Annotated in this window: 19 protein-coding genes; 9 read left to right on the top strand and 10 right to left on the bottom strand. The window is 68.3% G+C overall.

Annotated features, from left to right (window positions below; translation table 11 throughout):
- Positions 1-12: 12 nt before the first annotated feature.
- The 3 genes from AC07NI_RS24595 to AC07NI_RS24585 all read left to right on the top strand — a co-directional run bounded on the left by AC07NI_RS24595 (position 13) and on the right by AC07NI_RS24585 (position 4,768).
- On the top strand, positions 13-642 hold the full coding sequence (locus AC07NI_RS24595; protein ID WP_494624031.1) for a hypothetical protein: 630 nt from the start codon (positions 13-15) through the stop codon (positions 640-642).
- Positions 643-1,734 (top strand): DUF2336 domain-containing protein, encoded by a 1,092-nt coding sequence (locus AC07NI_RS24590; protein WP_494624029.1) that lies wholly within the window; start codon positions 643-645, stop codon positions 1,732-1,734.
- A 97-nt stretch (positions 1,735-1,831) separates the two neighbouring features.
- Positions 1,832-4,768, top strand: coding sequence for a M16 family metallopeptidase (locus AC07NI_RS24585; RefSeq protein WP_494624027.1), 2,937 nt, complete (start codon positions 1,832-1,834; stop codon positions 4,766-4,768).
- A gap of 56 nt (positions 4,769-4,824) precedes the next feature.
- Here the strand turns inward: AC07NI_RS24585 and AC07NI_RS24580 are convergent, their stop codons facing one another.
- Positions 4,825-5,760, bottom strand: coding sequence for a hypothetical protein (locus AC07NI_RS24580; protein WP_494624025.1), 936 nt, complete (start codon positions 5,758-5,760; stop codon positions 4,825-4,827).
- 175 nt (positions 5,761-5,935) lie between these two features.
- Between AC07NI_RS24580 and AC07NI_RS24575 the strand changes: the two genes are divergently transcribed.
- Positions 5,936-6,481 (top strand): PAS domain-containing protein, encoded by a 546-nt coding sequence (locus AC07NI_RS24575; protein ID WP_494624023.1) that lies wholly within the window; start codon positions 5,936-5,938, stop codon positions 6,479-6,481.
- Here AC07NI_RS24575 and AC07NI_RS24570 read toward each other — a convergent pair.
- From AC07NI_RS24570 to AC07NI_RS24560, 3 genes are all read right to left on the bottom strand, one after another.
- Entirely contained in the window at positions 6,478-7,422 is a 945-nt protein-coding gene (locus AC07NI_RS24570; RefSeq protein WP_494624021.1) for an aldo/keto reductase, read from the bottom strand. The genes AC07NI_RS24575 and AC07NI_RS24570 overlap by 4 nt on opposite strands.
- A gap of 10 nt (positions 7,423-7,432) precedes the next feature.
- Positions 7,433-9,100: a choline dehydrogenase gene (locus tag AC07NI_RS24565; protein WP_494624020.1), complete on the bottom strand. Its 1,668-nt coding sequence runs from the start codon at positions 9,098-9,100 to the stop codon at positions 7,433-7,435.
- A gap of 417 nt (positions 9,101-9,517) precedes the next feature.
- Entirely contained in the window at positions 9,518-10,048 is a 531-nt protein-coding gene (locus AC07NI_RS24560) for a gamma carbonic anhydrase family protein (protein WP_494624018.1), read from the bottom strand.
- 326 nt (positions 10,049-10,374) lie between these two features.
- Here AC07NI_RS24560 and AC07NI_RS24555 point away from each other — a divergent pair, with 326 nt between their 5' ends.
- The 3 genes from AC07NI_RS24555 to AC07NI_RS24545 all read left to right on the top strand — a co-directional run bounded on the left by AC07NI_RS24555 (position 10,375) and on the right by AC07NI_RS24545 (position 13,961).
- A complete protein-coding gene (locus tag AC07NI_RS24555) occupies positions 10,375-11,178 on the top strand; it encodes a PhoH family protein (RefSeq protein ID WP_494624016.1) in 804 nt (267 codons plus the stop codon).
- 148 nt (positions 11,179-11,326) lie between these two features.
- Complete coding sequence (locus AC07NI_RS24550; protein ID WP_494624014.1) at positions 11,327-13,306, top strand: OPT family oligopeptide transporter; 1,980 nt, start codon at positions 11,327-11,329, stop codon at positions 13,304-13,306.
- 4 nt (positions 13,307-13,310) lie between these two features.
- Complete coding sequence (locus AC07NI_RS24545; RefSeq protein WP_494624012.1) at positions 13,311-13,961, top strand: glutathione S-transferase family protein; 651 nt, start codon at positions 13,311-13,313, stop codon at positions 13,959-13,961.
- A gap of 130 nt (positions 13,962-14,091) precedes the next feature.
- On the opposite strand, the gene AC07NI_RS24540 is transcribed toward AC07NI_RS24545, so the two are convergent.
- Positions 14,092-14,775 (bottom strand): GNAT family N-acetyltransferase, encoded by a 684-nt coding sequence (locus AC07NI_RS24540; RefSeq protein ID WP_494624010.1) that lies wholly within the window; start codon positions 14,773-14,775, stop codon positions 14,092-14,094.
- A gap of 8 nt (positions 14,776-14,783) precedes the next feature.
- A complete protein-coding gene (locus AC07NI_RS24535; RefSeq protein WP_494624008.1) occupies positions 14,784-15,398 on the bottom strand; it encodes a TetR/AcrR family transcriptional regulator in 615 nt (204 codons plus the stop codon).
- A gap of 76 nt (positions 15,399-15,474) precedes the next feature.
- Here AC07NI_RS24535 and AC07NI_RS24530 point away from each other — a divergent pair, with 76 nt between their 5' ends.
- Complete coding sequence (locus tag AC07NI_RS24530; protein ID WP_494624006.1) at positions 15,475-16,761, top strand: MFS transporter; 1,287 nt, start codon at positions 15,475-15,477, stop codon at positions 16,759-16,761.
- Positions 16,762-16,783: 22 nt separating this feature from the next.
- Here the strand turns inward: AC07NI_RS24530 and AC07NI_RS24525 are convergent, their stop codons facing one another.
- Positions 16,784-16,990: a DUF3126 family protein gene (locus AC07NI_RS24525; protein ID WP_099576144.1), complete on the bottom strand. Its 207-nt coding sequence runs from the start codon at positions 16,988-16,990 to the stop codon at positions 16,784-16,786.
- A gap of 15 nt (positions 16,991-17,005) precedes the next feature.
- Positions 17,006-17,974, bottom strand: a complete 969-nt coding sequence (locus AC07NI_RS24520) for a LysR substrate-binding domain-containing protein (RefSeq protein WP_494624004.1) — start codon at positions 17,972-17,974, stop codon at positions 17,006-17,008.
- 73 nt (positions 17,975-18,047) lie between these two features.
- Here AC07NI_RS24520 and AC07NI_RS24515 point away from each other — a divergent pair, with 73 nt between their 5' ends.
- The gene (locus AC07NI_RS24515) at positions 18,048-18,209 is read left to right on the top strand and encodes a hypothetical protein (protein ID WP_494624002.1); all 162 of its coding nucleotides are present in this window, start codon (positions 18,048-18,050) and stop codon (positions 18,207-18,209) included.
- 137 nt (positions 18,210-18,346) lie between these two features.
- Here the strand turns inward: AC07NI_RS24515 and AC07NI_RS24510 are convergent, their stop codons facing one another.
- Positions 18,347-19,120 (bottom strand): glutaminyl-peptide cyclotransferase, encoded by a 774-nt coding sequence (locus AC07NI_RS24510; protein ID WP_494624000.1) that lies wholly within the window; start codon positions 19,118-19,120, stop codon positions 18,347-18,349.
- Positions 19,121-19,951, bottom strand: coding sequence for a serine O-acetyltransferase (gene cysE / locus AC07NI_RS24505; protein WP_494623998.1), 831 nt, complete (start codon positions 19,949-19,951; stop codon positions 19,121-19,123). It abuts the gene before it with no gap.
- Positions 19,952-19,980: the final 29 nt, after the last annotated feature.

The raw sequence follows: 19,980 nt of genomic DNA, 5'->3' as shown, positions 1-19,980 counted from the left end.
CGGACCCGGTCCATGCGCGCCGCCGCTCTCATCGCCGCCCTTGCCTGCGCCTCAACGGCGTGTGCGAGCGCGCATGCGGCGAGCAGCCAGGAAAGCCGCTACGGCCCCGCTCCCGAACGCGCCCCGACGCCGGTCAACGGCCAGGGTCCCGGCTATACCGGCGCCCCCTATAGCGGCCGCGCGCTGGGCTGGAGCGGCAAGCGCGAGATCGTCGCCCCGCAGGCCCAGGCCCCCGCCCAGGTCCAGCCGTTCTGGGCCCGCCAGGCGCCGCAAGCGCCGCAGCCCCAGCAAGCCCCGCCCGCGCGCACGGCCTATCAGCCGCCCGCTCCGGCCTATCCGCCGCAAGCGCCCAGCGCGCCCCTGCCGCGCAGCATCTACGACGCGCCCGCGCCCCGCGCCGCCGCGCCGGTTCCTGTCGCCTACGCTGCTCCCGTCCAGTCCGCGCCGCAGCTGCGCGATGGCCAGATCGGCGCGCGCACCTATTCCGTCGGCCGCCAGTTCGGCATGTCCCCCGACCCCATCCCCGCCGCCGGTCCGCCGCGCATGGTCCTGATCGCGCCCCCGCCGGCGCCGGACGAGGACAAGCCGCGCGACGACAATGGCGAATGGGCGGCCAAGCCCGAGAAGGACAGCGACCAGTAGATGACGTCGTCGCGTCTCCACGACCTGATCTCGCTCGCCAACGAGCCTTCCAGCACCAAGCGCCGGGAGCTGCTGCGCGGCGTCACCGACATGTTCTTCGAAGGCGAAGGCCACAACGCCGTCGAGATGACCCTCTTCGACGACGTCATGAGCCAGCTGGCCGGCGAGATGGAAGAGGCCGTCAAGGTCGAGTTGGCCGAGCGCCTGGGCGAGGCCCCGACCCCGCCGCGCGGCCTGTCGCGGACCCTGGCGACCGACTCGATCGCCGTCGCCGCCCCGATCCTGCGCAATTCCAGCGCCCTCACCGACGAGGACCTGCTGCACGTGGCCCGCACCCAGGGCCAAGACCACCTGCGGGCCATCTCGCAGCGGACCAGCGTGTCCAGCGTGGTCTCGGACGCCATCGTGGCGCGCGGCGACGACGACACCCTGGGCGTCCTGCTGCGCAACGAGGGCGCGGTGCTGTCGCGTGAAGCCCACGAGACCGTCGTCGACCGCGCCGCGGCCAACCCGTCGCTGCACGAGGCGGTCATCGACCGCAACAGCCTGCCGGTCGACCTGCTGAACGAGATGTACTTCATGGTCGAGGCGCGCCTGCGCGACCGGATCATGGAGAAGAACGCCGGCGTCGATCCCGCCATGCTGGAGGCCGCGCTCTCGGCCGGCCGCAAGCGCATCGCGGTGGAGGACGGCGCCCTGCCGGCCGACTTCGCCGACGCGGAGAAGGAATTCCGCACCCTGCGGGCCAAGGCGCAGATCTCGCCCCAGCTGCTGGCCAACATGCTGCGCGCCAAGAAGACGACGCTGTTCCTGGTGGCCCTGGCCGACATGGCCGATGTCGACTTCCACACCGCCCGCAAGATCCTGGAGCGGCGCGAGATGGACGCCCTGTCGGTGATCTGCAAGGCGGCCGACTTCGACCGCTCGCTGTTCCTGACCTTCGCCCTGCTGATCCTCGAGCCGACCGACGACGTGATGCTCAAGGCCAAGAGCTACGGCGAGCTCTACGCCGCCCTGCCCCGCGAGTCGGCCCTGCGCACGATCCGCTTCTGGCGCCTGCGCCGGACCACGGGCGACGTGGCTGCCGCCTAGGTCGCATTAAGGCGAAAACCGGTCGCTCGCGCGCCTTGCGTGCGCCATGCCTGACGGCCAAGGTGCGCGCCTTGTCTACTCCTGCCCTGGATTCTCGATGATCAGCGCTTCGCGCTTGGCGCTCGTCGCCGCCGCCGGCCTTTCGGTCGCTGCTTGCTCGCACCTTCCCAAGCCCTCCATCCCCTTCATGAAGAAGGGTGACAGCGACAAGCCGGCCGCCGCGGCGCCCGCGCCGAAGATCCCCGAGGCCCCGGCCCTCTCCGGCCCGAAGATCACCGACCTGAAGCCCGGCCAGTGGGCGCAGGAGATTTCCGACGTCGCGCCCGATCCGTCGTGGCGCTTCGGTGTGCTGCCCAACGGCATGCGCTACGCCATCCGCAAGAACGCCACCCCGCCCGGCCAGGCATCCTTGCGCATGTGGTTCGACGCCGGTTCGATGATGGAGGCCGACGACCAGCAGGGCCTGGCCCACTTCCTGGAGCACATGGCCTTCAACGGCTCCAAGAACGTGCCCGAGGGCGAGATGGTCAAGATCCTGGAGCGCCACGGCCTGGCCTTCGGGGCCGACACCAACGCCCAGACCAGCTTCGACGAGACCGCCTACCAGCTGGACCTGCCCAAGGCCGACGACGACACGGTCGATACCTCGCTGATGCTGCTGCGTGAGGCGGCCGGCGAGCTGACCATCGCCCAGGACGCCGTCGATCGCGAGCGCGGCGTGGTGCTGTCGGAGCAACGCACCCGCGACACCCCCGGCTATCGCGTCGCCATCGCCAGCCTGTCGGCGCAGATGGAAGGCCAGCTGCCGCCCAAGCGCATCCCGATCGGCAAGACCGACATCCTCAAGACCGCGCCCGCCCAGCGCATCCGCGACTTCTACGAGGCCTATTATCGTCCTGAGCGGGCGGTGCTGGTGGCGGTCGGCGACTTCGACGTCGACGCCATGGACGCCAAGATCAAGGCCAAGTTCGGCGACTGGGTCGGCAAGGGCCAGCCCGGCAAGAACCCCGACATCGGCCCGGTGGCCAAGCGCGGCCCGACCGCCAAGCTGCTGGTCGAGACCGGCGCGCCCTGGTCGGTGCAGATGTCGTGGATGCGCAAGCCCGACGGCCTGGTCGAGACCAAGGCGGTCGACGAGCGCGACATGATCGAGAACCTGGCCTTCGCGGTGATCAATCGCCGGATGCAGGCCATCGGCCGCTCGGCCGAACCGCCGTTCATCGCCGGCGGCGCCTTCAAGGGCGACCAGTACGGCGCGGTGCGGATCACCACCTTCGGCGCCACCGCCCAGCCGAACAACTGGCGCGAGGCCATGGCCGCGCTGGACGTCGAGCAGCGCCGCGCCGTGCAGTACGGCGTGCGCCAGGACGAGCTGGATCGCGAGATCGCCGGCCTGCGCGCCGGCCTGGTCGCCGCCGCGGCCGGCGAGGCCACCCAGCGCACGCCCGCCCTGGCCAATCAGTTGGTCAACACCCTGGGCGACGCCGAGGTCATCACCTCGCCCAGCCAGAACCTGGCCTTCTTCGACGAGCTGGTGAAAGGCCTGACCGCCGAGCGGGTCAATTCGGTGCTGAAAAGCGCCTTCGCCGGCTCGGGCCCGCTGATCGTCATCGCCGCGCCCAGCAATATCGAGGGCGGCGAGCCGGCGATCCTCAAGGCCTATGACGAACTGAAGAGCCAGCCGATCACGCCGCCGGCCGCGCCCGGCGCCACCCTGTGGCCCTATTCCAGCTTCGGCCCGACCGGCAAGGTCGCCGAGCAGAAGGACGTCACCGATCTGGACGCCGTCTTCGTGCGCTTCGAGAACGGCGTGCGCCTGACGGTGAAGCCGACCAAGTTCCGCGACGACCAGATCGTGGTGAAGGTCCGCACCGGCCACGGCCTGCTGGACATGCCCTCCGACAGGCAGAGCGCCCTGTGGTCGGCCAGCGCCTTCGTCGAGGGCGGCCTCAAGCAGATCAGCGCCTCGGACATGGAACGCGTGCTGAACGGCAAGATCTGGAACGCCAGCCTGGGCGTCGAGGACGACGCCTTCTCGCTGAGCGGCCGCACGCGTCCCGAGGACCTCTCGACCGAGCTGCAGGTGCTGGCCGCCTACGCCACCGAACCCGGCTGGCGTCCGGAGGCCTTCAACCGGGTCAAGACCAGCTACGCCACCTATCACGACCAGCTGGAGAGCACGACCGGCGGCGTCCTCGGTCGCGACCTGGGCGGGCTGATGCACGGCGGCGACCAGCGCTGGACCTTCCCGACGCGCGAACAGATCGCCGGCGCGTCGCTGGACCAGCTGAAGGCCACCGTCGCCAATCCGCTGGCCCAGGGCGACCTGGAGATCGTCATCGTTGGCGACACCACGGTCGACAAGGCCATCACCGCCGTCGCCGACACCTTCGGCGCCCTGCCCAAGCGTCCGGGCGAGCCGCCGCTGCCGGGCGCCGACAAGGCCCCGTTCCCGGCCCCGTCGGCCCAGCCGGTTCTACGCACCCACAAGGGCCGCGCCGACCAGGCGGCCCTGTTCATGGTCTGGCGTACGGACGACCTGTTCTCGAACCTGCAGCGCTCGCGCGACGTCTCGATCCTGGGCCAGGTCGTGCAGCTGCGCCTGATCGACGAGCTGCGCGAGAAGCAGGGCGCGACCTACTCGCCCAACGCCTCGTCGACGGCCAGCGTCACCTTCAGGAACTGGGGCTATCTGGGCGTCAGCCTGGAGGTGCCGCCCGAGAAGCTGGACGGCGTGGTCGCCTCGATCCGCAAGATCGCCGCCGACCTGCGCGACAAGCCGGTCAGCGCCGACGAGCTGGAGCGGGCCAAGAAGCCGCGCATCGACCAGATCGAGAAAGCCCGCGTGACCAACGAATACTGGCTGGGCGCGCTGTCAGGCGCGCAGGAGGACCCGCGCCTGCTGGACGCCACCCGCTCGGTGCTGGCGGGCCTGGCCCACGTCACCCCGGAAGACGTCCAGAAGGCCGCCAAGACCTATCTCGGCGACGACCAGTCGTGGCTGCTGCTGGTGAAACCGGAAGCGGCGAAATAGCAAAAAGGCCCCGGTGAAAACCGGGGCCTTTTCAATTCCGGGCCTGTTGAAGCGGCCTAGTACACGACCCCGCCGACGCCGCCATCCAGGCTGAAGCTGGTGCTCAGGGTCTGGCGTTCCTGCACCGTCTCCTCGCGGTAGGCGGTGTAGGTCTCGGTGGTGATGATCGTCAGGATCTTCACGCCGGCGCCGAAGCGGCGCAGCAGCGAGCGCTCGTTGCAGTCGCGGGCCGGGCGTTGCGGACGGCACGAGATGCTGCCCTGACCACCGGCGGGACCGCCGGCCAGGCCGGGCGTGTGATAGAGCGACTCGTTCTTCTGGCAGATGAAGGTCTGGCCGGCGCCGCCGGTCGAGATGTCGATCTGGCCGGCATAGTCGGCGATCACGTACTGCATGCGCGAGCCGGCGATGCAGCGGTAGAGCTCGCCGTCATAGGCGTCGTCGATGTCGCGGTCAGGGGTGACCTGCGAAGCCGGGTGCGGGATGTCGCGGTCGTCCAGGCAGACGGCGCGGATGATCACGCGGCGGGTCTTGGTGCGGGTGGCCTCATAGGACTGGCGACGACGGGCTTCGCCGCCCTCGACGTTCAGGCCCTGGATGTAGCCGCTGGCCATCGGGCCGGAATAGTAGCCGCCGTGACCGCCGCCGCCGTAATAGTTGGTGACGCCCGCGGCCGAACCGGCCAGCGAACCGGCGCCGGCGCCAGAGCTCGCGCCCGAATTGGCCGTCGCCGTGGCGCTGGAATTGGCGTTCACGATCACCGTCGCGCCGATGTTCACATTGACGCCGGGGATGTTGACATTGTGACCGCCGCCGCAGCAGCCGGTCGGCGGCGCGGGGGGCTTCGGGGGAGCCGGTGGCGGCGAGCAGCAGGTCGGCGGCGCGGGGCAGCCGGTGGTGCAGGCCATGGCGATGCCGCCGATCGTCAGGCCGCCGAGCAGGACGCTCAGGCCGATCAGCAAGCCGCGCAGGTTCAGTTTCGGCGCCTTCATCCGGCGGTTCCCTTCACATCGGGTCGTCTCGCTTTTGGTTAAGCAAGAATCGGGCCGGGGCCGCCGCTCCGCCTGGACTTGCGCCAGAATGGGACGGTCGAGCCCTTGGCCCGGTTCTCCCAGCAAGCCTCGTGCGGCCGAAAAACAGCCGTGAGTGACCCGCCAGGGGACGACGATGTTCCATCCAAGCACGGAACGATTGATAGACTATTGGCGCGACAAGAAAGGTGAATCGGCCTTGCCGCGCCGCGCCGACATCAATCCGGGCGATTTCCTGGAGCTGCTGCCGCAGGTGTTCGTGCTGGGCCGCGACGGCGGCAAGCTGCCGTTCCGCCTGGCCGGCGGCTTCGTCAGCGAGCTGCACGCCCGCGACCTGCGCGGCCAGGACGCCTTGTCCCTGTGGGCTCTGGCCCATCGCCTGGAGCTGAAGAGCGCCCTGGACGTCGCGCGCAAACGCCGCACGCCGGTGGTGGTCACGGCCGACATCCGCGCCCATGGCGTGGCGTCGGTGGGCATGGAAGTGCTGTTCGCCCCGCTGCAAGGCGCGTCGGGCGAGACCGACCGGTTCCTGGGCCTCTACCAGCCGATCGCCATGATGGCCCGGTTGATGGGCCGTCCGGCCTACGAACTGGGCCTGCGCGAGATCAAGCCGCTGGGTGATGGAAACGCGGACATGCCGCGTTTGCGGCTGGCGACGCTGGACGGGCGGGCGATCGCTTAACGCCCAGCCGCATCCAGTTTCATCCATACCGCACCCGGCAATTCCAGCCGGGCGGCGGCCATCAGTTCGTCCAGCTGCGCGACCGAGGTGGCGCTGGCCAAAGGCGCTGTGATCAGCGGATGAGCCATGATCCAGGCCAGGGCGACCTGGGCCTGGGACGCGCCGACGGCTTCAGCCGCCTCGTCCAGCGCCGCCAGCGCCGCGCGGCCCTTGTCGTTCCAATAGTCGCGCCGGATCGTCGCCGCCCGCGCCTTGCCCTCGAAGTCGGCCTCGGTGCGGTACTTGCCGCTCAGGAAGCCGGCGGCGAGGCCGTAGAACGGGATGATCCCCAAGCCCTCGGCCTGGGTCAGCTCCGCCAAAGCGCCTTCGACCTCGCCCCGGTCATAGAGATTGAACTTCGGCTGGATGGTTTCGTAGCGCGCCAGGCCCTTGGCCTTGGACGCATCCAGGCTGGACTTCAGCCGCTCCGGCGAGAAGTTGGACGCGCCGATCGCCCGCACCTTGCCGGCCTTCACCAGGCGGTCGAAGGCCTCCAGGGTCTCGTCCTGCGGGGTGTCGGCGTCGTCCCGGTGCGACTGGTAGAGGTCGATATAGTCGGTCTGCAGCCGCTTCAGCGAACCCTCGACCGCCGCCTCGATATTGGCGGCCGACAGGCCCGACTGCTTGGGCCACATGGCCACCTTGGTCAGGATCAGCACCTTGTCGCGCTTGCCGCTCGCCTTCAGCCAGCGACCGATCACGCTTTCGGACTCACCGCCCTCGTGGCCCGGGACCCAGGCCGAATAGACGTCGGCCGTGTCGACGGCGTTGAAACCGCCGTCGACGAAGGCGTCCAGCAGGCGGTGCGAGGTCGCCTCGTCCGCCGTCCAACCGAACACATTGCCGCCGAACACCAGCGGCGCGGTCGAAAGGCCGGAGCGGCCGAGCGGACGATGACGCATGGGGCTTCCTCTACTCGGCCGCCACGGCGCGGCCGTCCTCGAACACCGGAACATCTAGCGCGGCCAGCGGGGCCTTGCCCAGCAGCAGGTCCGCCGCTCGCTCGGCGATCATGATGGTCGGGGCGTTGGTGTTGCCGCCGATCAGGTTCGGCATGACCGAGGCGTCGATGACCCGCAGGCCGGCCAAACCCTGCACCCGCAGCTGGTCATCGACCACCGCCAGCGGATCGCCGGCCACGCCCATGCGGCAGGTGCCGACCGGGTGGTAGATGGTCTCGGCCTTGGCGCGGATCCAGGCGTCGAGGTCGGCGTCGGTCTTCACGTCCGCGCCCGGGGCGTATTCGGCGTCGCGATAGGGGTCGAAGGCGGCCTGGGCCACGGTGTCGCGGGCGATGCGCACGCCCTCGCGGATGGCGCGGCGGTCTTCGTCCGTGGCCAGATAGTTGGCCAGGATGGTCGGATCGTCGAACGGATCGGCCGAGCGCAGGCCGACCTTGCCCCGGCTTTCCGGACGCAGCTGGCAGACGTGCAGGGTGAAGCCGTCCTTCTCGACCACGGTCTTGCCGTGGTCCTGCATGATGGCCAGCACGCCGTGGATCTGCAGGTCGGGACGATCGAGGTCCGGCCGCGACTTCAGGAACGCGCCGCTTTCCAGGAACTGCTGCCGGCCCAGCCCCTTGCCGAAGAGCATGTAGCCCAGGCCGACGCCCAGCTTGTTCAGGCCCTTGTTGGCCGAATAGGCGGTCTTGAGGTTCTTGGCCGTCCACGAGACGCAGACGTCCAGGTGGTCCTGGAGGTTGGCGCCGACGCCCTTGGACTCGTGGACCACCGCGACGCCATGGGCCTTCAGGTCGTCCGGCGCGCCGATGCCCGACAGCTGCAGGATATGCGGCGACTGCACCGCGCCGGCGCTGAGCAGCACCTCGGCGTCGGCATAGGCGGTCTTCTTCTCGGCGGCCTTGCCGACCACGTAGTCGACGCCGACCGCGCGGCCCTTCTCGACGATGATCCGCGTGGTGCGGGCCTCGGTGACGACCGTCAGGTTCGGACGCGCCAGGGCCTGGTTCAGATAGGCCATGGCCGCGCTCCAGCGCTGGCCGTTACGGATGGTCAGGTCGTAGGGCCCAAAGCCCTCCTGCTGATACCCGTTGAAGTCCTTGGTGGTCTTGTGCCCCGCCTGGCGGCCGGCCTCGACCAGGGCGCCGTAGAACGGGCTGTCGCTTTCGCCCTTCGAGACGTGTAGCGGGCCCTTGTCGCCATGATAGGCGTCGCCGCCGGCGTGGTGGGTCTCCGAGCGCTTGAAATAGGGCAGCACCTCTTCGTACGACCAGCCCGACAGGCCCATCTGCCGCCACTGGTCGTAGTCGCGGGCGTGGCCGCGGATATAGATCATGCCGTTGATGGCCGAGCTGCCGCCCAGGCCCTTGCCGCGCGGCCACCAGAGCTTGCGGTTGTCCAGATGCGGCTCGGCCTCGGTCCAGAAGCCCCAGTTCTGCTCGCCCTTGTCCTTGATCAGCTGGCCGACGCCGGCCGGCATCTTGACCAGGATGGAGCTGTTCTTGCCGCCGGCCTCCAGCAGCAGGACCTTGATGTTGGGATCTTCCGTCAGCCGAGCGGCCAGCACGCAGCCGGCCGAACCCGCGCCGATGACGACGTAATCAAAGCGTTCGCTGGCCATGGCCCCGACGCCCTCCCTGGAAGGTTATCATTGTTAAGCCAGAGAGTGATCCGGCTTTCGCCGACGCGCAAGGTTCGCGCAACGTCATGCGAAAAACGGAAAACGAGTGTTGTGCGTTCACACTCAACTCGAACCGTGCCATATACTACCTGAAGACGAAATTGGGCTCCAGTCGCCCGCACCGTCTTGCCACGCGGACGCCTTCTTGCGTGGCGAGCTCTTCTCGCGCTCGCGTGGCCTGCGCGGGAAGCCGGAGCGCCGCCGCATCCCCCCAAAGCAGCGTGCGGCGCTCCCTTGGCCTTTAAAACTGTCATCCCGGCCAAGCGCGAAGCGCGCCGAGCCGGGACCGCCGGAAGCGCTTAAAGCCTGTTGCGGTCCCGGGTCTTCGCTGCGCTACGCCCGGGATGACAACGTAGGTTAATCCACCACCTTCAAATCCCGCACATAGCGCTTCCAGTTCTCGACATAGTGCAGGGCCGAGCCTTGCAGGATCATGGTGTGGTGCTCGCTGACCTCGCGCACCACCTTGCCCGGCGCGCCCATGACCATCGAGTTGTCGGGAATCTCCTTGCCTTCGGTGATCAGCGCCCCGGCGCCGATCAGGCAGTTCTTCCCGATCTTGGCGCCGTTCAGCACCACCGCGCCGATGCCGATCAGCGAACCGTCGCCGATCGTGCAGCCGTGCAGCATCACCATGTGCCCGATGGTCACGTTGGCGCCGATGGTCAGGGGAACACCAAGATCAGTGTGGAGAACCGAGCCGTCCTGGACATTGCTGTTCTCGCCGATGGTGATCGGATCGTTATCCCCGCGCACCACCGAGCCCCACCATATACTGGCGTTCTTCTTGAGAATCACATTGCCCATCACGCTGGCGGTCGGCGCGATCCAGTATTCGTCCTGTGCGGGAAGCGTGGGCACAAGGGCGCCCAGGGAATAGACAGTCATCCGTATGCCTCGTTTTCTTGGGCGCGATCTTCCGGTTAACGACCTGGAAACCATGATGCGCCATTGTAGTCAGGCGATTCGAGAGGGAACATTCCTCAAGCGGGAATGATTCTTTCTCGTACGGGTCGGGGGCGACCACCGCCATCGGCCCACCCGCTGACGAAGAAGGTGTCGCTCTTGGCGTTCCGGCGTACAGCACCGTCTCCTGGAAGCCCCTACGAGGGAAGCTCTCCCGAGCCGTCCGGCCGCGCACGCGACTTCGTCTCCTACATCCAGCTCACCGACAAGGACGACGCCTTTTGGCCTCGTCCTTTTTTATTGCCCTCATGGAGGCTTTGATGACCAAGCGAGCCCTGAAGCGGATGGCGCGCGAAGGCGCGTATGAAACCGGACAATATGGTGATGACGCCAAGGTGCGTCGCCTGCCGGTCGATGTTCGCGAGCGGGGGAACAGCTGGAATCCGTTGGGACACGACGGCGCCCCAAACAATCCAGAGCGGGATCAGAGCTATCTCAAAACCATAAAACCAAAATCGCCAGGCCAGGCGCAGTTGATGGAAGCCATCGACGAGAAGAACCTGGTCATGGCCCTGGGTCCGGCAGGCACCGGCAAGACCTACATCGCCATCTCCAAGGCCGTGGAAGCGCTCGAGGCCGGTCGCGTCGGCCGCATCGTGCTGTCGCGCCCCGCCGTCGAGGCCGGCGAGTCGATCGGCTACCTGCCGGGCGACATGGAAGACAAGCTGGCCCCCTATCTGCGCCCGCTCTACGACGCCCTGACCGATCGTCTGTCGGTCAAGCGCATGCGGGCCCTGATGGCCGAGGGCGCCATCGAGATCGCCCCGGTCGGCTTCATGCGCGGCCGCACCCTGAACAACGCCTTCGTGGTCATCGATGAAGCCCAGAACTGCACCTACATGCAGCTGAAGATGCTGCTGACGCGCCTGGGCTGGAGCTCGACCATGGTCGTCACCGGCGACCCGAACCAGTCGGACCTGCTGCCGGGCATCTCGGGCCTGGCCGACGTCGCCGACCGCTTTGAGGCCGTCTCCAACATCGCCGTCGTCCGCCTGGCCGACCGCGACATCGTCCGCCACCCGCTGGTCGCCGAGATGCTGGGGGTCCTCTAGCCCCGCATCAAGGACAAACCATCCCCTGGGGCCCTCGTTTCGATCCGGAACGGGGGCCTTTGGGCCCTTAAGACCACAATTCCGAGCTTGAGTTGCAGGCGGTCGGACGTGCAAGGTCCGGCCGTCTTAACTTTTCCCGGACTCGTTCATGGCCGACCTAGAAGCGCCGCGCTCAGAATTGACCCTTAGGGGGATCCTGCTGGGCGTCGCCATCACCCTCGTCTTCACCGCCGCCCAGGTCTATCTGGGCCTCAAGGTCGGCCTGACCTTCGCCACCTCGATCCCCGCCGCCGTCATCTCGATGGCCCTGCTGCGGGCGTTCAAGACGGCCACCATCCAGGAAAACAACATCGTCCAGACGATCGCCTCGGCGGCGGGCACGCTGTCGTCGGTGATCTTCGTGCTGCCGGGCCTGCTGATGATCGGCTGGTGGGCGCACATCCCGTTCCTGCCGACCTTCGGCGCCTGCGCCGTCGGCGGCATCCTGGGCGTGATGTACACCATCCCCCTGCGCCGGGCCCTGGTCACCAACTCCAACCTCCCCTACCCGGAAGGCGTCGCCGCCGCCGAGGTGCTGAAGGTCGGCACCGGCTCGCGTGAAGGCGCCGCCGAGGGCAAGGCCGGCCTGGTCGCCGTCGCCCTGGGCACCCTGGCCTCGGCCGCCTTTGGCGCGCTGGCCGCCGCCAAGATCTTCGCCGCCGAAGTGGCCGGCTACTTCAAAGCCGGCGCCGGCGCGACCGGCCTGGGCGCCTCCAGCTCGCTGGCCCTGATGGGCGCGGGCCACCTGATGGGCATCACCGTCGGCATCGCCATGTTCGCGGGTCTCGCCATCGCCTGGGGCGTGCTCGTCCCGGTCATGACCACCATCCACCAGATCCCCGGCGCCGACGCGGCCACCCACGCCCTGACGGTGTGGAAGACCGAGGTCCGCTTCATGGGCGCCGGCGTCATCGGCGCGGCGGCCATCTGGACGCTCGGCAAGCTCGCCGCCCCGATCTGGAGCGGCCTGGTCTCGTCGCTCGAAGCCGGTAAGGCCCGCAAGGCCGGCGGTGTCGTGCCCCGCATCGAGCAGGACATCCCGATCACCATCGTCGGCCTGGTTTCGCTGCTGCTGCTGGCTCCGGCCGGCTGGTTCCTGGCCCACTTCCTGGTCGGCGGCCCGATCGCCCACCTGACCGTTCCGCTGGTCGCCATCGGCATCGGCTACGTGCTGATCGCCGGCCTGCTGGCCGCCGCCGTCTGCGGCTACATGGCCGGCCTGATCGGCTCGTCCAACAGCCCGGTCTCGGGCATCGCCATCTTGACGGTGTTGGGCGCCTCGCTGATGGTCGGCGCGGTCGGCCGCGGCCTCATCGGTCCGGACGTCACCAAGGCGCTGGTCGCCTTCGCCCTGTACGTCACCACCGTCGTCCTGGCCGTGGCCGTGGTCGCCAACGACAACCTGCAGGACCTCAAGACCGGCCAGCTGGTCGACGCCACCCCGTGGAAGCAGCAGGTCGGCCTGATCATCGGCGTCATCTCCGGCGCCGTGGTCATCCCGTTCGTGCTGGAGCTCTTGAACCTGTCGAACGGCTTCGCCGGCGCCCCGAACCTGAACGCCATCGCCAACGACCCGCTGGCCGCGCCTCAGGCCACCCTGATCTCGACCCTGGCCAAGGGCGTGCTGGGCGGCGACCTGAACTGGAGCCTGCTGGGCATCGGCGCGCTGATCGGCCTGGCGCTGGTCGCCATCGACGAGACGCTGCGCAAGGTCTCGGCCGGCCGCTACAGCCTGCCGGCCCTGGGCGTGGGTCTCGCCATCTACCTGCCCAGCACCGTCACCGCCCCCGTGGTGGTCGGCGCCGTAGTGGGCTGGGCCTACGACAAGCTGGTCGACAAGGACGCCACCGGCGAGGCCGCCAAGCGCCTGGGCGTGCTGGTCGCCTCGGGCTTCATCGTCGGCGAGAGCCTGTTCAACGTCGCCCTGGCCGGCCTGATCGTCGGCACCGCGAAGGGCGAGCCCCTGGCCGTGCCGTTCGCGCCGTCCGAGCACATCGGCATGATCCTGTCCCTGATCACCGCGGCGATCGTGGTCTTCGCGCTCTACAACTGGGCGCGCGGCGCGGCCAAGAAGACGGCCGAGGCGTAAGACCATGGCGTTGAAGGTCTGGGGCCGCCGCTCCTCCTTCAACGTCCAGAAGGTGCTGTGGCTCGTGGGGGAGCTTGGTCTTCCCCACGAGCACATTCCCGCCGGCGGTGATTTCAGCGGGCTTGATGATCCCGATTTCCTGGCCATGAACCCGCATGGCCGGATCCCGGTGATCGACGACGACGGCGTGGTCGTCTGGGAATCCCACGCTATCCTCCGCTATCTCGCCGCACGGTACGGCGGTCCGGCCTGGTGGCCTGAGGCTCCGGCCGCGCGCGCCGAGGCCGACGGCTGGATGGACTGGGCCCAGACGTCGCTGCAGCCCGCGTTTTTGACCGGCGTGTTCTGGGGCTGGTACCGGACGCCGGAAGCCCAGCACAACAAGCCCGCAATCGAGGCTGCCCTCGTCGCCTGCGCTCGGCACTTCCAACTACTCGACAAGGTGCTGGCCGATCGCCCGTTCCTGGGCGGCGATGCGCCAAGCCTAGCCGACATCCCGGCCGGCACGCACCTCTACCGCTACTACGAACTCGAGATCGACCGGCCGCATACGCCCAACATCGAGGCTTGGTACGCGCGCCTACGCGACCGCCCCGCCTACCGCGAGCACGTCATGATCCCGTTCGGCGAGATGAAGGGCCGGCTGGCTTACTAAGCCGCTCCCCCTATCCGCTCATCCCCGCGAAAGCGGGGACCCAAGCTGAGTCGGAAGGCGAGGCTCGGCCGCGCCACAACCCGAAAGCCAGCTTGGGTCCCCGCTTTCGCGGGGATGAGCGGTGTTGGGGTTATGCCGCCGCAAGGATCGTGAACATCACGTCCTGCCGCCCGCGATAGCCCAGCGACTCATACAGCCCGATCGCCGTGGCGTTGTCCGCATAGCTGTGCAGGAACGCCTTCTCCCCCGTTGCCAGGATCGTGGCCGTCACCTCGCGCAGCAGGCGGGCGGCGTAGCCCTTGCCGCGATGGTCGGGATGGACGCAGACCCCGCTCGCCTCCGTGTAGCCGTCGGGCCGCATCCGCTGGCCGGCCATGGCCACCAACTCGCCGCCGACGCGTACGCCGATGAAGTCGCCCAGCTGATGGGTGCGCGAGAAGAACGGACCCGGCTTGGTCAGGGTCGCCAAAGCCAGCATCTCGGCAGCATCAGCGTCGCCCAGCGGCAGCATGTCGAAGGCCATGTCCCAGGCCGGCGCGACAGTCTCGGCGACCATCTGCAGGCAGAGAGCGCTGGACACGATCTGCGTCCCCGGCGGCGCCGACGGCGTGGTCAGTTCGACCAGGCCCACGGTCCCCATCTCGCGCACCAGCGCGCCCAGGTCCGCCGCGCTCTGCGGGCTGTCGTCGAGCGTCCCGGCGAACAGGCCGAAGTCCGGATGCATCCGGATCGCGCCGCCGCGCCGGACGGCCAGATGGCCCTGGCGGCCAGTTAGAGTGGAGATGGCGGGACGGTCGAGAACGTGAGCGGTCATGCGGCCATTCAAGCGGGACAATAGGCGGCGATCAACGCCTTGACCGCGCCGACCACGGCCTTGGCCGGCTTGTCGTCGCCATCGAACATCTGGCTGGAGGTGAAAACGCCCTCGATCAGCAGCATCATCGCATCGCCCAGCGCCTTGGGATCGGACGCGCCCATCTGCGCCGCCTTGGCCTGGAGACGATCGCGCAGGTCCTGCTTGTGGACCTGCGAGACCATGCGGCCGGCATGGGTGCGATCCGGATACTCGACCACCGCGTTGGAGAGGTTGCAGCCGCGATAGTCATCCCCGCCCGAGCGGTCGGACAGCACCTGGAAATAGGCGACCATCTGGGCCTTGGGATCGTCCGGATAGAGCGCCTCGGCGGCCTCGAACCGTTCCCAGAAGCCCACCTCGACCTCGCGCAGCACCGCCGCGACCAGTTCGTCCTTGGACTTGTAACTGCGGTAGAGGCTGGGTTTGGTGACGCCGGCCTTGGTGACGATCTCATCGACCCCGACCGCGCGGATACCCTCGCGATAGAACAGCTCACGCGCCGTGTCGAAGATGCGTTCGGCGGCGCGTGGAGCGGGACCGTAGGGTCCTTTGAGAATTTCTTCGGGGGTTCGATCTGACATAGCGCTTGACGATATTACTTACCGGTACGTATGCATTGACTCAAGCCCGTACCGATCGGTTACATCGAGAGACGACATGCCTTCTGCAAGCCCCATTGCACGTCATAAGAGGCCCTTCGGCCAGAACTACGCCTTCGTGGTCGCCGGCGCGATCTTCTTCGCCCTGCTGGCGGCCGCCGGCCTCCGGGCCGCCCCAGGCGTGCTGATCCTGCCGCTGGAAAAGGCGTTCGGCTGGGATCGCGGTTCGATCTCGCTGGCCGCCGCCGTCGGCATCTTCCTCTACGGCCTCACGGGCCCCTTCGCGGCGGCGCTGATGCAGTCGTTCGGCCTGCGCAAGACCGTGACCCTGGCGCTGGTGCTGATGTCGGTGTCCACGGGGCTTTCGGCCTTCATGACCCAGACCTGGCAGTACGTCGCCACCTGGGGCGTGTTGGCGGGCTTTGGCAGCGGCGCGGTGGCCATGGTGCTGGGGGCCACGGTGGTGAACCGCTGGTTCGTCGCCCGGCGCGGCCTGATGCTGGGCCTGCTGACCGCCTCGACGGCCACCGGCTCGCTGATCTTCCTGCCCGGCATGGCCCTGATCGCCGACCACGGCGGCTGGAAGCCCGTGGTCGTCACCGTCTCGATCGTCTGCCTGGTCCTGGCCCCGCTGGTCTGGCTGCTGATCCCCGAGCGCCCCTCGGACGTGGGCCTCAAGCCCTACGGCGCGCCGGACGACTACGAAGCCCCCGCCCCGCTGAACGGCGCCAACGCGCTGGCCTACGCCTTCCAGGCCCTGGGCCGCGCGGCCAAGACCCGGACCTTCTGGCTGCTGTTCCTGGGCTTCTTCATCTGCGGCCTGACCACCAACGGCCTGGTCGGCGTGCACATGATCGCCTTCTGCGGCGACCGGGGCATGCCCGAGGTCAAGGCCGCCGGCCTGCTGGCGCTGATGGGATTGTTCGATCTCTTCGGCACGACGGCGTCGGGCTGGCTGACCGACCGCTACGACAGCCGCAAGCTGCTCTTCGTCTACTACGTGCTGCGCGGGCTCTCGCTGATCTACCTGCCGTTCTCGGACTTCTCGGTGGTCAGCCTGTCGGCGTTCGCGGTGTTCTACGGCCTGGACTGGATCGCCACCGTGCCCCCGACCGTCCGCCTGGCCACCCAGGCCTTCGGCGAGCGCGACGGCCCCATCGTCTTCGGCTGGATCGCCGCCGGCCACCAGATCGGCGCGGCCACGGCCGCGATCGGCGCGGGGATCATCCGCGCCCAGCAAGGTCAATATGTCGAGGCCTTCATCATCGCCGGCTTCGCGGGCCTGGTGGCCGGCGTGGCGTCGCTGATGATCCGCCGCGCGGTCCCCAAGCCAGCTCTGGCCTGAGGCGCGCGGCGATCAGAAAGGCCTAGTCCAGGTCTTCGGCCAGGATGGCCATTTCGAACATGAAGGAGCCGTCTTCGTCTTCGTCCTGGAAGAGGACGCCGATGAATTCGCCGGCGACTTCGACTTCGGCCGAGTCCTTTTGCTTCGGGCGCGGCTTCACGGCGATGTGCGGGTTGCCGAAGGTGCGCTTCAGGTGCTTTTCGAGCTTGGCGATGTCGTTGGCGTCCACGGGGGGCCTCTTGTTCTAGCTGTGCGCCCGGGAGCGCGTTATCGGGGCGAAACTAGCGTCCGGGACGGGCGGCGCAAGCGCTTCCGGCGGATGAGGTGTGGACGCTCCTTCGGCCAGCAGCCAGTCGCGAAAGAGGACGGCCTCGTCGGTGGCCCCGTCGGGCGGCGTGACGGCCACGATCTTGGCCCGGCCGGGGGTGAAGCCGAGAGGCGCCACGAGGCGTCCGCTGGCCAGATCCCGCTGCACGAACGCCCACGGGCCGATGGCGACGCCCAGGCCGGCGGCGGCGGCCTCGATCATGTAGAAATAGTGGTCGAACTCCTGCTCGCTGACCGGCGGCGGCAGGTCGCCCGTGACCTCGAAATTGCGCGCCCAGTCCGACCAGCTTTCCAGGAAGGTGCGGGTCAGCAGGCGCGGCATGACGCAGACCTGCTCCAGGGTCATGCCCGCGACCGCCAGCTCCGGCGCCATCACCGGCCCGTGGAAGTGCTCCATGAACGGGGTGACCACTGAGTCGTAGGTCACCACCGTGTCGGGCGAGCGCATGCGGATGGCCAGATCGATGCCATCAGCCTTGAAGTCGAACGGCCCGTTGGATTCGGCCACCCGCACCGGAATTTCCGGATGCGCGGCCTGGAAGCGCGGCAGGCGGGGGATCAACCACTTCATGGCGAAGGTCGGCAGGCACGAGATCACCAGGGGCTTGGGGCCCATCTGGACCGGACGCGGCACCGCCGCCTCGATCTGGTCGAAGGCCGGCGACAGGGCCTGGGCCAGCTTCAAGCCCGCCTCGGTCATGCGGAGGCGCGTGCGCGGCCCCTCGGTCAGGGCGACGCCCAGATGCTCTTCCAGCTGGCGGATCTGGCGGCTGACCGCGCCATGGGTCACGCACAGCTCGTCGGCGGCCAGGGTCATACGGCCGTGGCGGCCGAACGCCTCGAAGGCGCGCAAGGCGTTCAGGGACGGAAGCTGGCGGCGGGCCATGTGAAGAAACCTCACAGAAGGCCGACCGATAAGTCGTTATTCGAGGCCGCGCAACCGATGGATAGTCGCGCGCATGTCCGCCACGCCCTCTCGCATCACCCTCCCCCAGGTCCTGGCCCTGATGGCGATCTGGGCCGCAGTCATCTACGGCGTGACGGCGGCCAAGCCGTCGTCGGATGTCGAGCAAATCTCACTGAAGAAGCCCGCCCTCGTCGCCTGCGCCAAGCAAGGCTGACCCGCAAAACTGGGGTCCAGATAAGGGTTGGGCCCCGGCGCGTTACGCTGCCGGGGCCCAGGTCCGCCCACTAGGTCGGGGGGGCGTAGAGGGGCGGACGTGAGATAAACGCCAGCCCCCGAACGCGGTTCCGCCAGCTACTTCGCCGGAAGCAATTTTATTTCGAACAGCTTGGGCCACAGCTTGCCGGTGACGAACAGACGGTCGCCGGCCGCGTCATAGGCGATGCCGTTCAGCACGTCGTCCCGGGTGCCGGTGACACCGGCTTCCTTCAGCAGGCCCGCCAGTTCGATCCAGCCGACGACATTGCCGGTCTTGATGTCGATGCGGGCGATGCGGGTGGTCTGCCAGACATTGGCCAGCAGCTCGCCCTTGACCCATTCCAGCTCGTTGAGATTGCGCACCGGCACGCCGTGGTCGGTGACCTCGATACGGCCGGTCTCCTTCAGCGTATCGGGATCGAGGAAGCGGATGAACGAGGTGCCGTCGCTCATCATGATCCGCTTGTCGTCGCGGGTCAGCGCCCAGCCCTCGCCCGGATAGCTGAACTCGCCGATCCGCTCGAAGCTGTCGATGTCGTAGATGATCCCGGTCTCGTCGGTCCAGGTCAGCTCGTAGAGCCGGTTCTTCCAGTCGACGATGCCCTCGCCGAAATAGCGGCTGTCGACGATGCGCTCCTGCTCGGAGACGCCGGTCTCCAGGTTCCACTTGCGGATGAACGACCGGCCCTTGAGGCCCGTGCTCTCGAAGATGAAGCCGTCGCGGTAGAACAGGCCCTCGGTGAAGGCCGTCGTGTCGTGCGGATAGGCCTTCACGACGGTGTAGCCGCCGACCGGCGCGGTCGCGGCATAGACCGGCGCGCTGACGAGCAGCGCTGCCGCTAGGGCGAGACTACGAAGAAGCGCCCGCACCTAGATCTCGTACGAATAGACGGTCTCGGCCAGGGTGTGGTCCATGGTCCGGGCCGGCTCCTCGCAGGTCGGGCAGTTGACCAGGCGCGCAGGCACGCCGGCCGCGGTGCAGTGGGCCGGCACTGGGCGCAGCACCACCGAGCCCGAGGCGATCTTGGCGTAGTCGCCGATCGTGATGTTGCCCAGCACCTTGGCCCCCGCGCCCAGCAGGACGCCGTTGCCGATCTTGGGGTGGCGGTCGCCGCGCTCGGCGCCGGTGCCGCCCAGGGTCACGCCATGCAGCATCGAGACGTTGTCGCCGACCACCGCGGTCTCGCCGATGACGATGCCGGTGCCGTGGTCGATGAAGACGCCCTTGCCGATCTTGGCGGCCGGGTTGATGTCGACCTGGAAGATCTCGCTGGCCCGGCTCTGCAGGTAGAAGGCCAGGGTCTCGCGACCCTCGTTCCACAGCCAATGCGACACGCGGTGGGTCTGCAGGGCCAGGAAGCCCTTGAAGAACAGGAACGGCTGGACGTAGCCCTTGCAGGCTGGATCGCGCTCGAACACGGCCTTGAGGTCGGCCTCGGCGGCCAGGACCAGGCTGGGATCGCTCTCGAAGGCGTCGGCGGCGAACTCGCGCGCCGTCATCGCCCGCATCTCCTGGTCGCCCAGCTTGCGGGCAAGCTGGAAGGTCAGGGCGTCGGCCAAATTGTCGTGACTCAGGATCACCGCGTTCAGCAGCGACGCCAGCGCCGGCTCGTCCTTGGCCGCGTGTTCGGCCTGGTTGCGCAGCGCCACCCAGACGGGGGTTTCCGTCTCAGGCGTCACGACTTCCAGAGGCTTGGCCATCGGGCTCTCCCTTCCCAGCAGGCTACTCT

The sequence above is a fragment of the Caulobacter sp. GW821-FHT10E02 genome, assembly GCF_059415225.1.
Note: the sequence above shows the minus strand (reverse complement) of the source record. Positions and strands in the feature narration are given on the sequence as shown.

Excerpts from the sequence above, each read along its gene's own strand:
- AC07NI_RS24595 (WP_494624031.1), top strand. The coding sequence starts at position 13 with ATGCGCGCCGCCGCTCTCATCGCCGCCCTTGCCTGCGCCTCAACGGCG.
- AC07NI_RS24590 (WP_494624029.1), top strand. The coding sequence starts at position 643 with ATGACGTCGTCGCGTCTCCACGACCTGATCTCGCTCGCCAACGAGCCT.
- AC07NI_RS24585 (WP_494624027.1), top strand. The coding sequence starts at position 1,832 with ATGATCAGCGCTTCGCGCTTGGCGCTCGTCGCCGCCGCCGGCCTTTCG.
- AC07NI_RS24580 (WP_494624025.1), bottom strand. The coding sequence starts at position 5,760 with ATGAAGGCGCCGAAACTGAACCTGCGCGGCTTGCTGATCGGCCTGAGC.
- AC07NI_RS24575 (WP_494624023.1), top strand. The coding sequence starts at position 5,936 with ATGTTCCATCCAAGCACGGAACGATTGATAGACTATTGGCGCGACAAG.
- AC07NI_RS24570 (WP_494624021.1), bottom strand. The coding sequence starts at position 7,422 with ATGCGTCATCGTCCGCTCGGCCGCTCCGGCCTTTCGACCGCGCCGCTG.
- AC07NI_RS24565 (WP_494624020.1), bottom strand. The coding sequence starts at position 9,100 with ATGGCCAGCGAACGCTTTGATTACGTCGTCATCGGCGCGGGTTCGGCC.
- AC07NI_RS24560 (WP_494624018.1), bottom strand. The coding sequence starts at position 10,048 with ATGACTGTCTATTCCCTGGGCGCCCTTGTGCCCACGCTTCCCGCACAG.
- AC07NI_RS24555 (WP_494624016.1), top strand. The coding sequence starts at position 10,375 with ATGGAGGCTTTGATGACCAAGCGAGCCCTGAAGCGGATGGCGCGCGAA.
- AC07NI_RS24550 (WP_494624014.1), top strand. The coding sequence starts at position 11,327 with ATGGCCGACCTAGAAGCGCCGCGCTCAGAATTGACCCTTAGGGGGATC.
- AC07NI_RS24545 (WP_494624012.1), top strand. The coding sequence starts at position 13,311 with ATGGCGTTGAAGGTCTGGGGCCGCCGCTCCTCCTTCAACGTCCAGAAG.
- AC07NI_RS24540 (WP_494624010.1), bottom strand. The coding sequence starts at position 14,775 with ATGACCGCTCACGTTCTCGACCGTCCCGCCATCTCCACTCTAACTGGC.
- AC07NI_RS24535 (WP_494624008.1), bottom strand. The coding sequence starts at position 15,398 with ATGTCAGATCGAACCCCCGAAGAAATTCTCAAAGGACCCTACGGTCCC.
- AC07NI_RS24530 (WP_494624006.1), top strand. The coding sequence starts at position 15,475 with ATGCCTTCTGCAAGCCCCATTGCACGTCATAAGAGGCCCTTCGGCCAG.
- AC07NI_RS24520 (WP_494624004.1), bottom strand. The coding sequence starts at position 17,974 with ATGGCCCGCCGCCAGCTTCCGTCCCTGAACGCCTTGCGCGCCTTCGAG.
- AC07NI_RS24515 (WP_494624002.1), top strand. The coding sequence starts at position 18,048 with ATGTCCGCCACGCCCTCTCGCATCACCCTCCCCCAGGTCCTGGCCCTG.
- cysE (WP_494623998.1), bottom strand. The coding sequence starts at position 19,951 with ATGGCCAAGCCTCTGGAAGTCGTGACGCCTGAGACGGAAACCCCCGTC.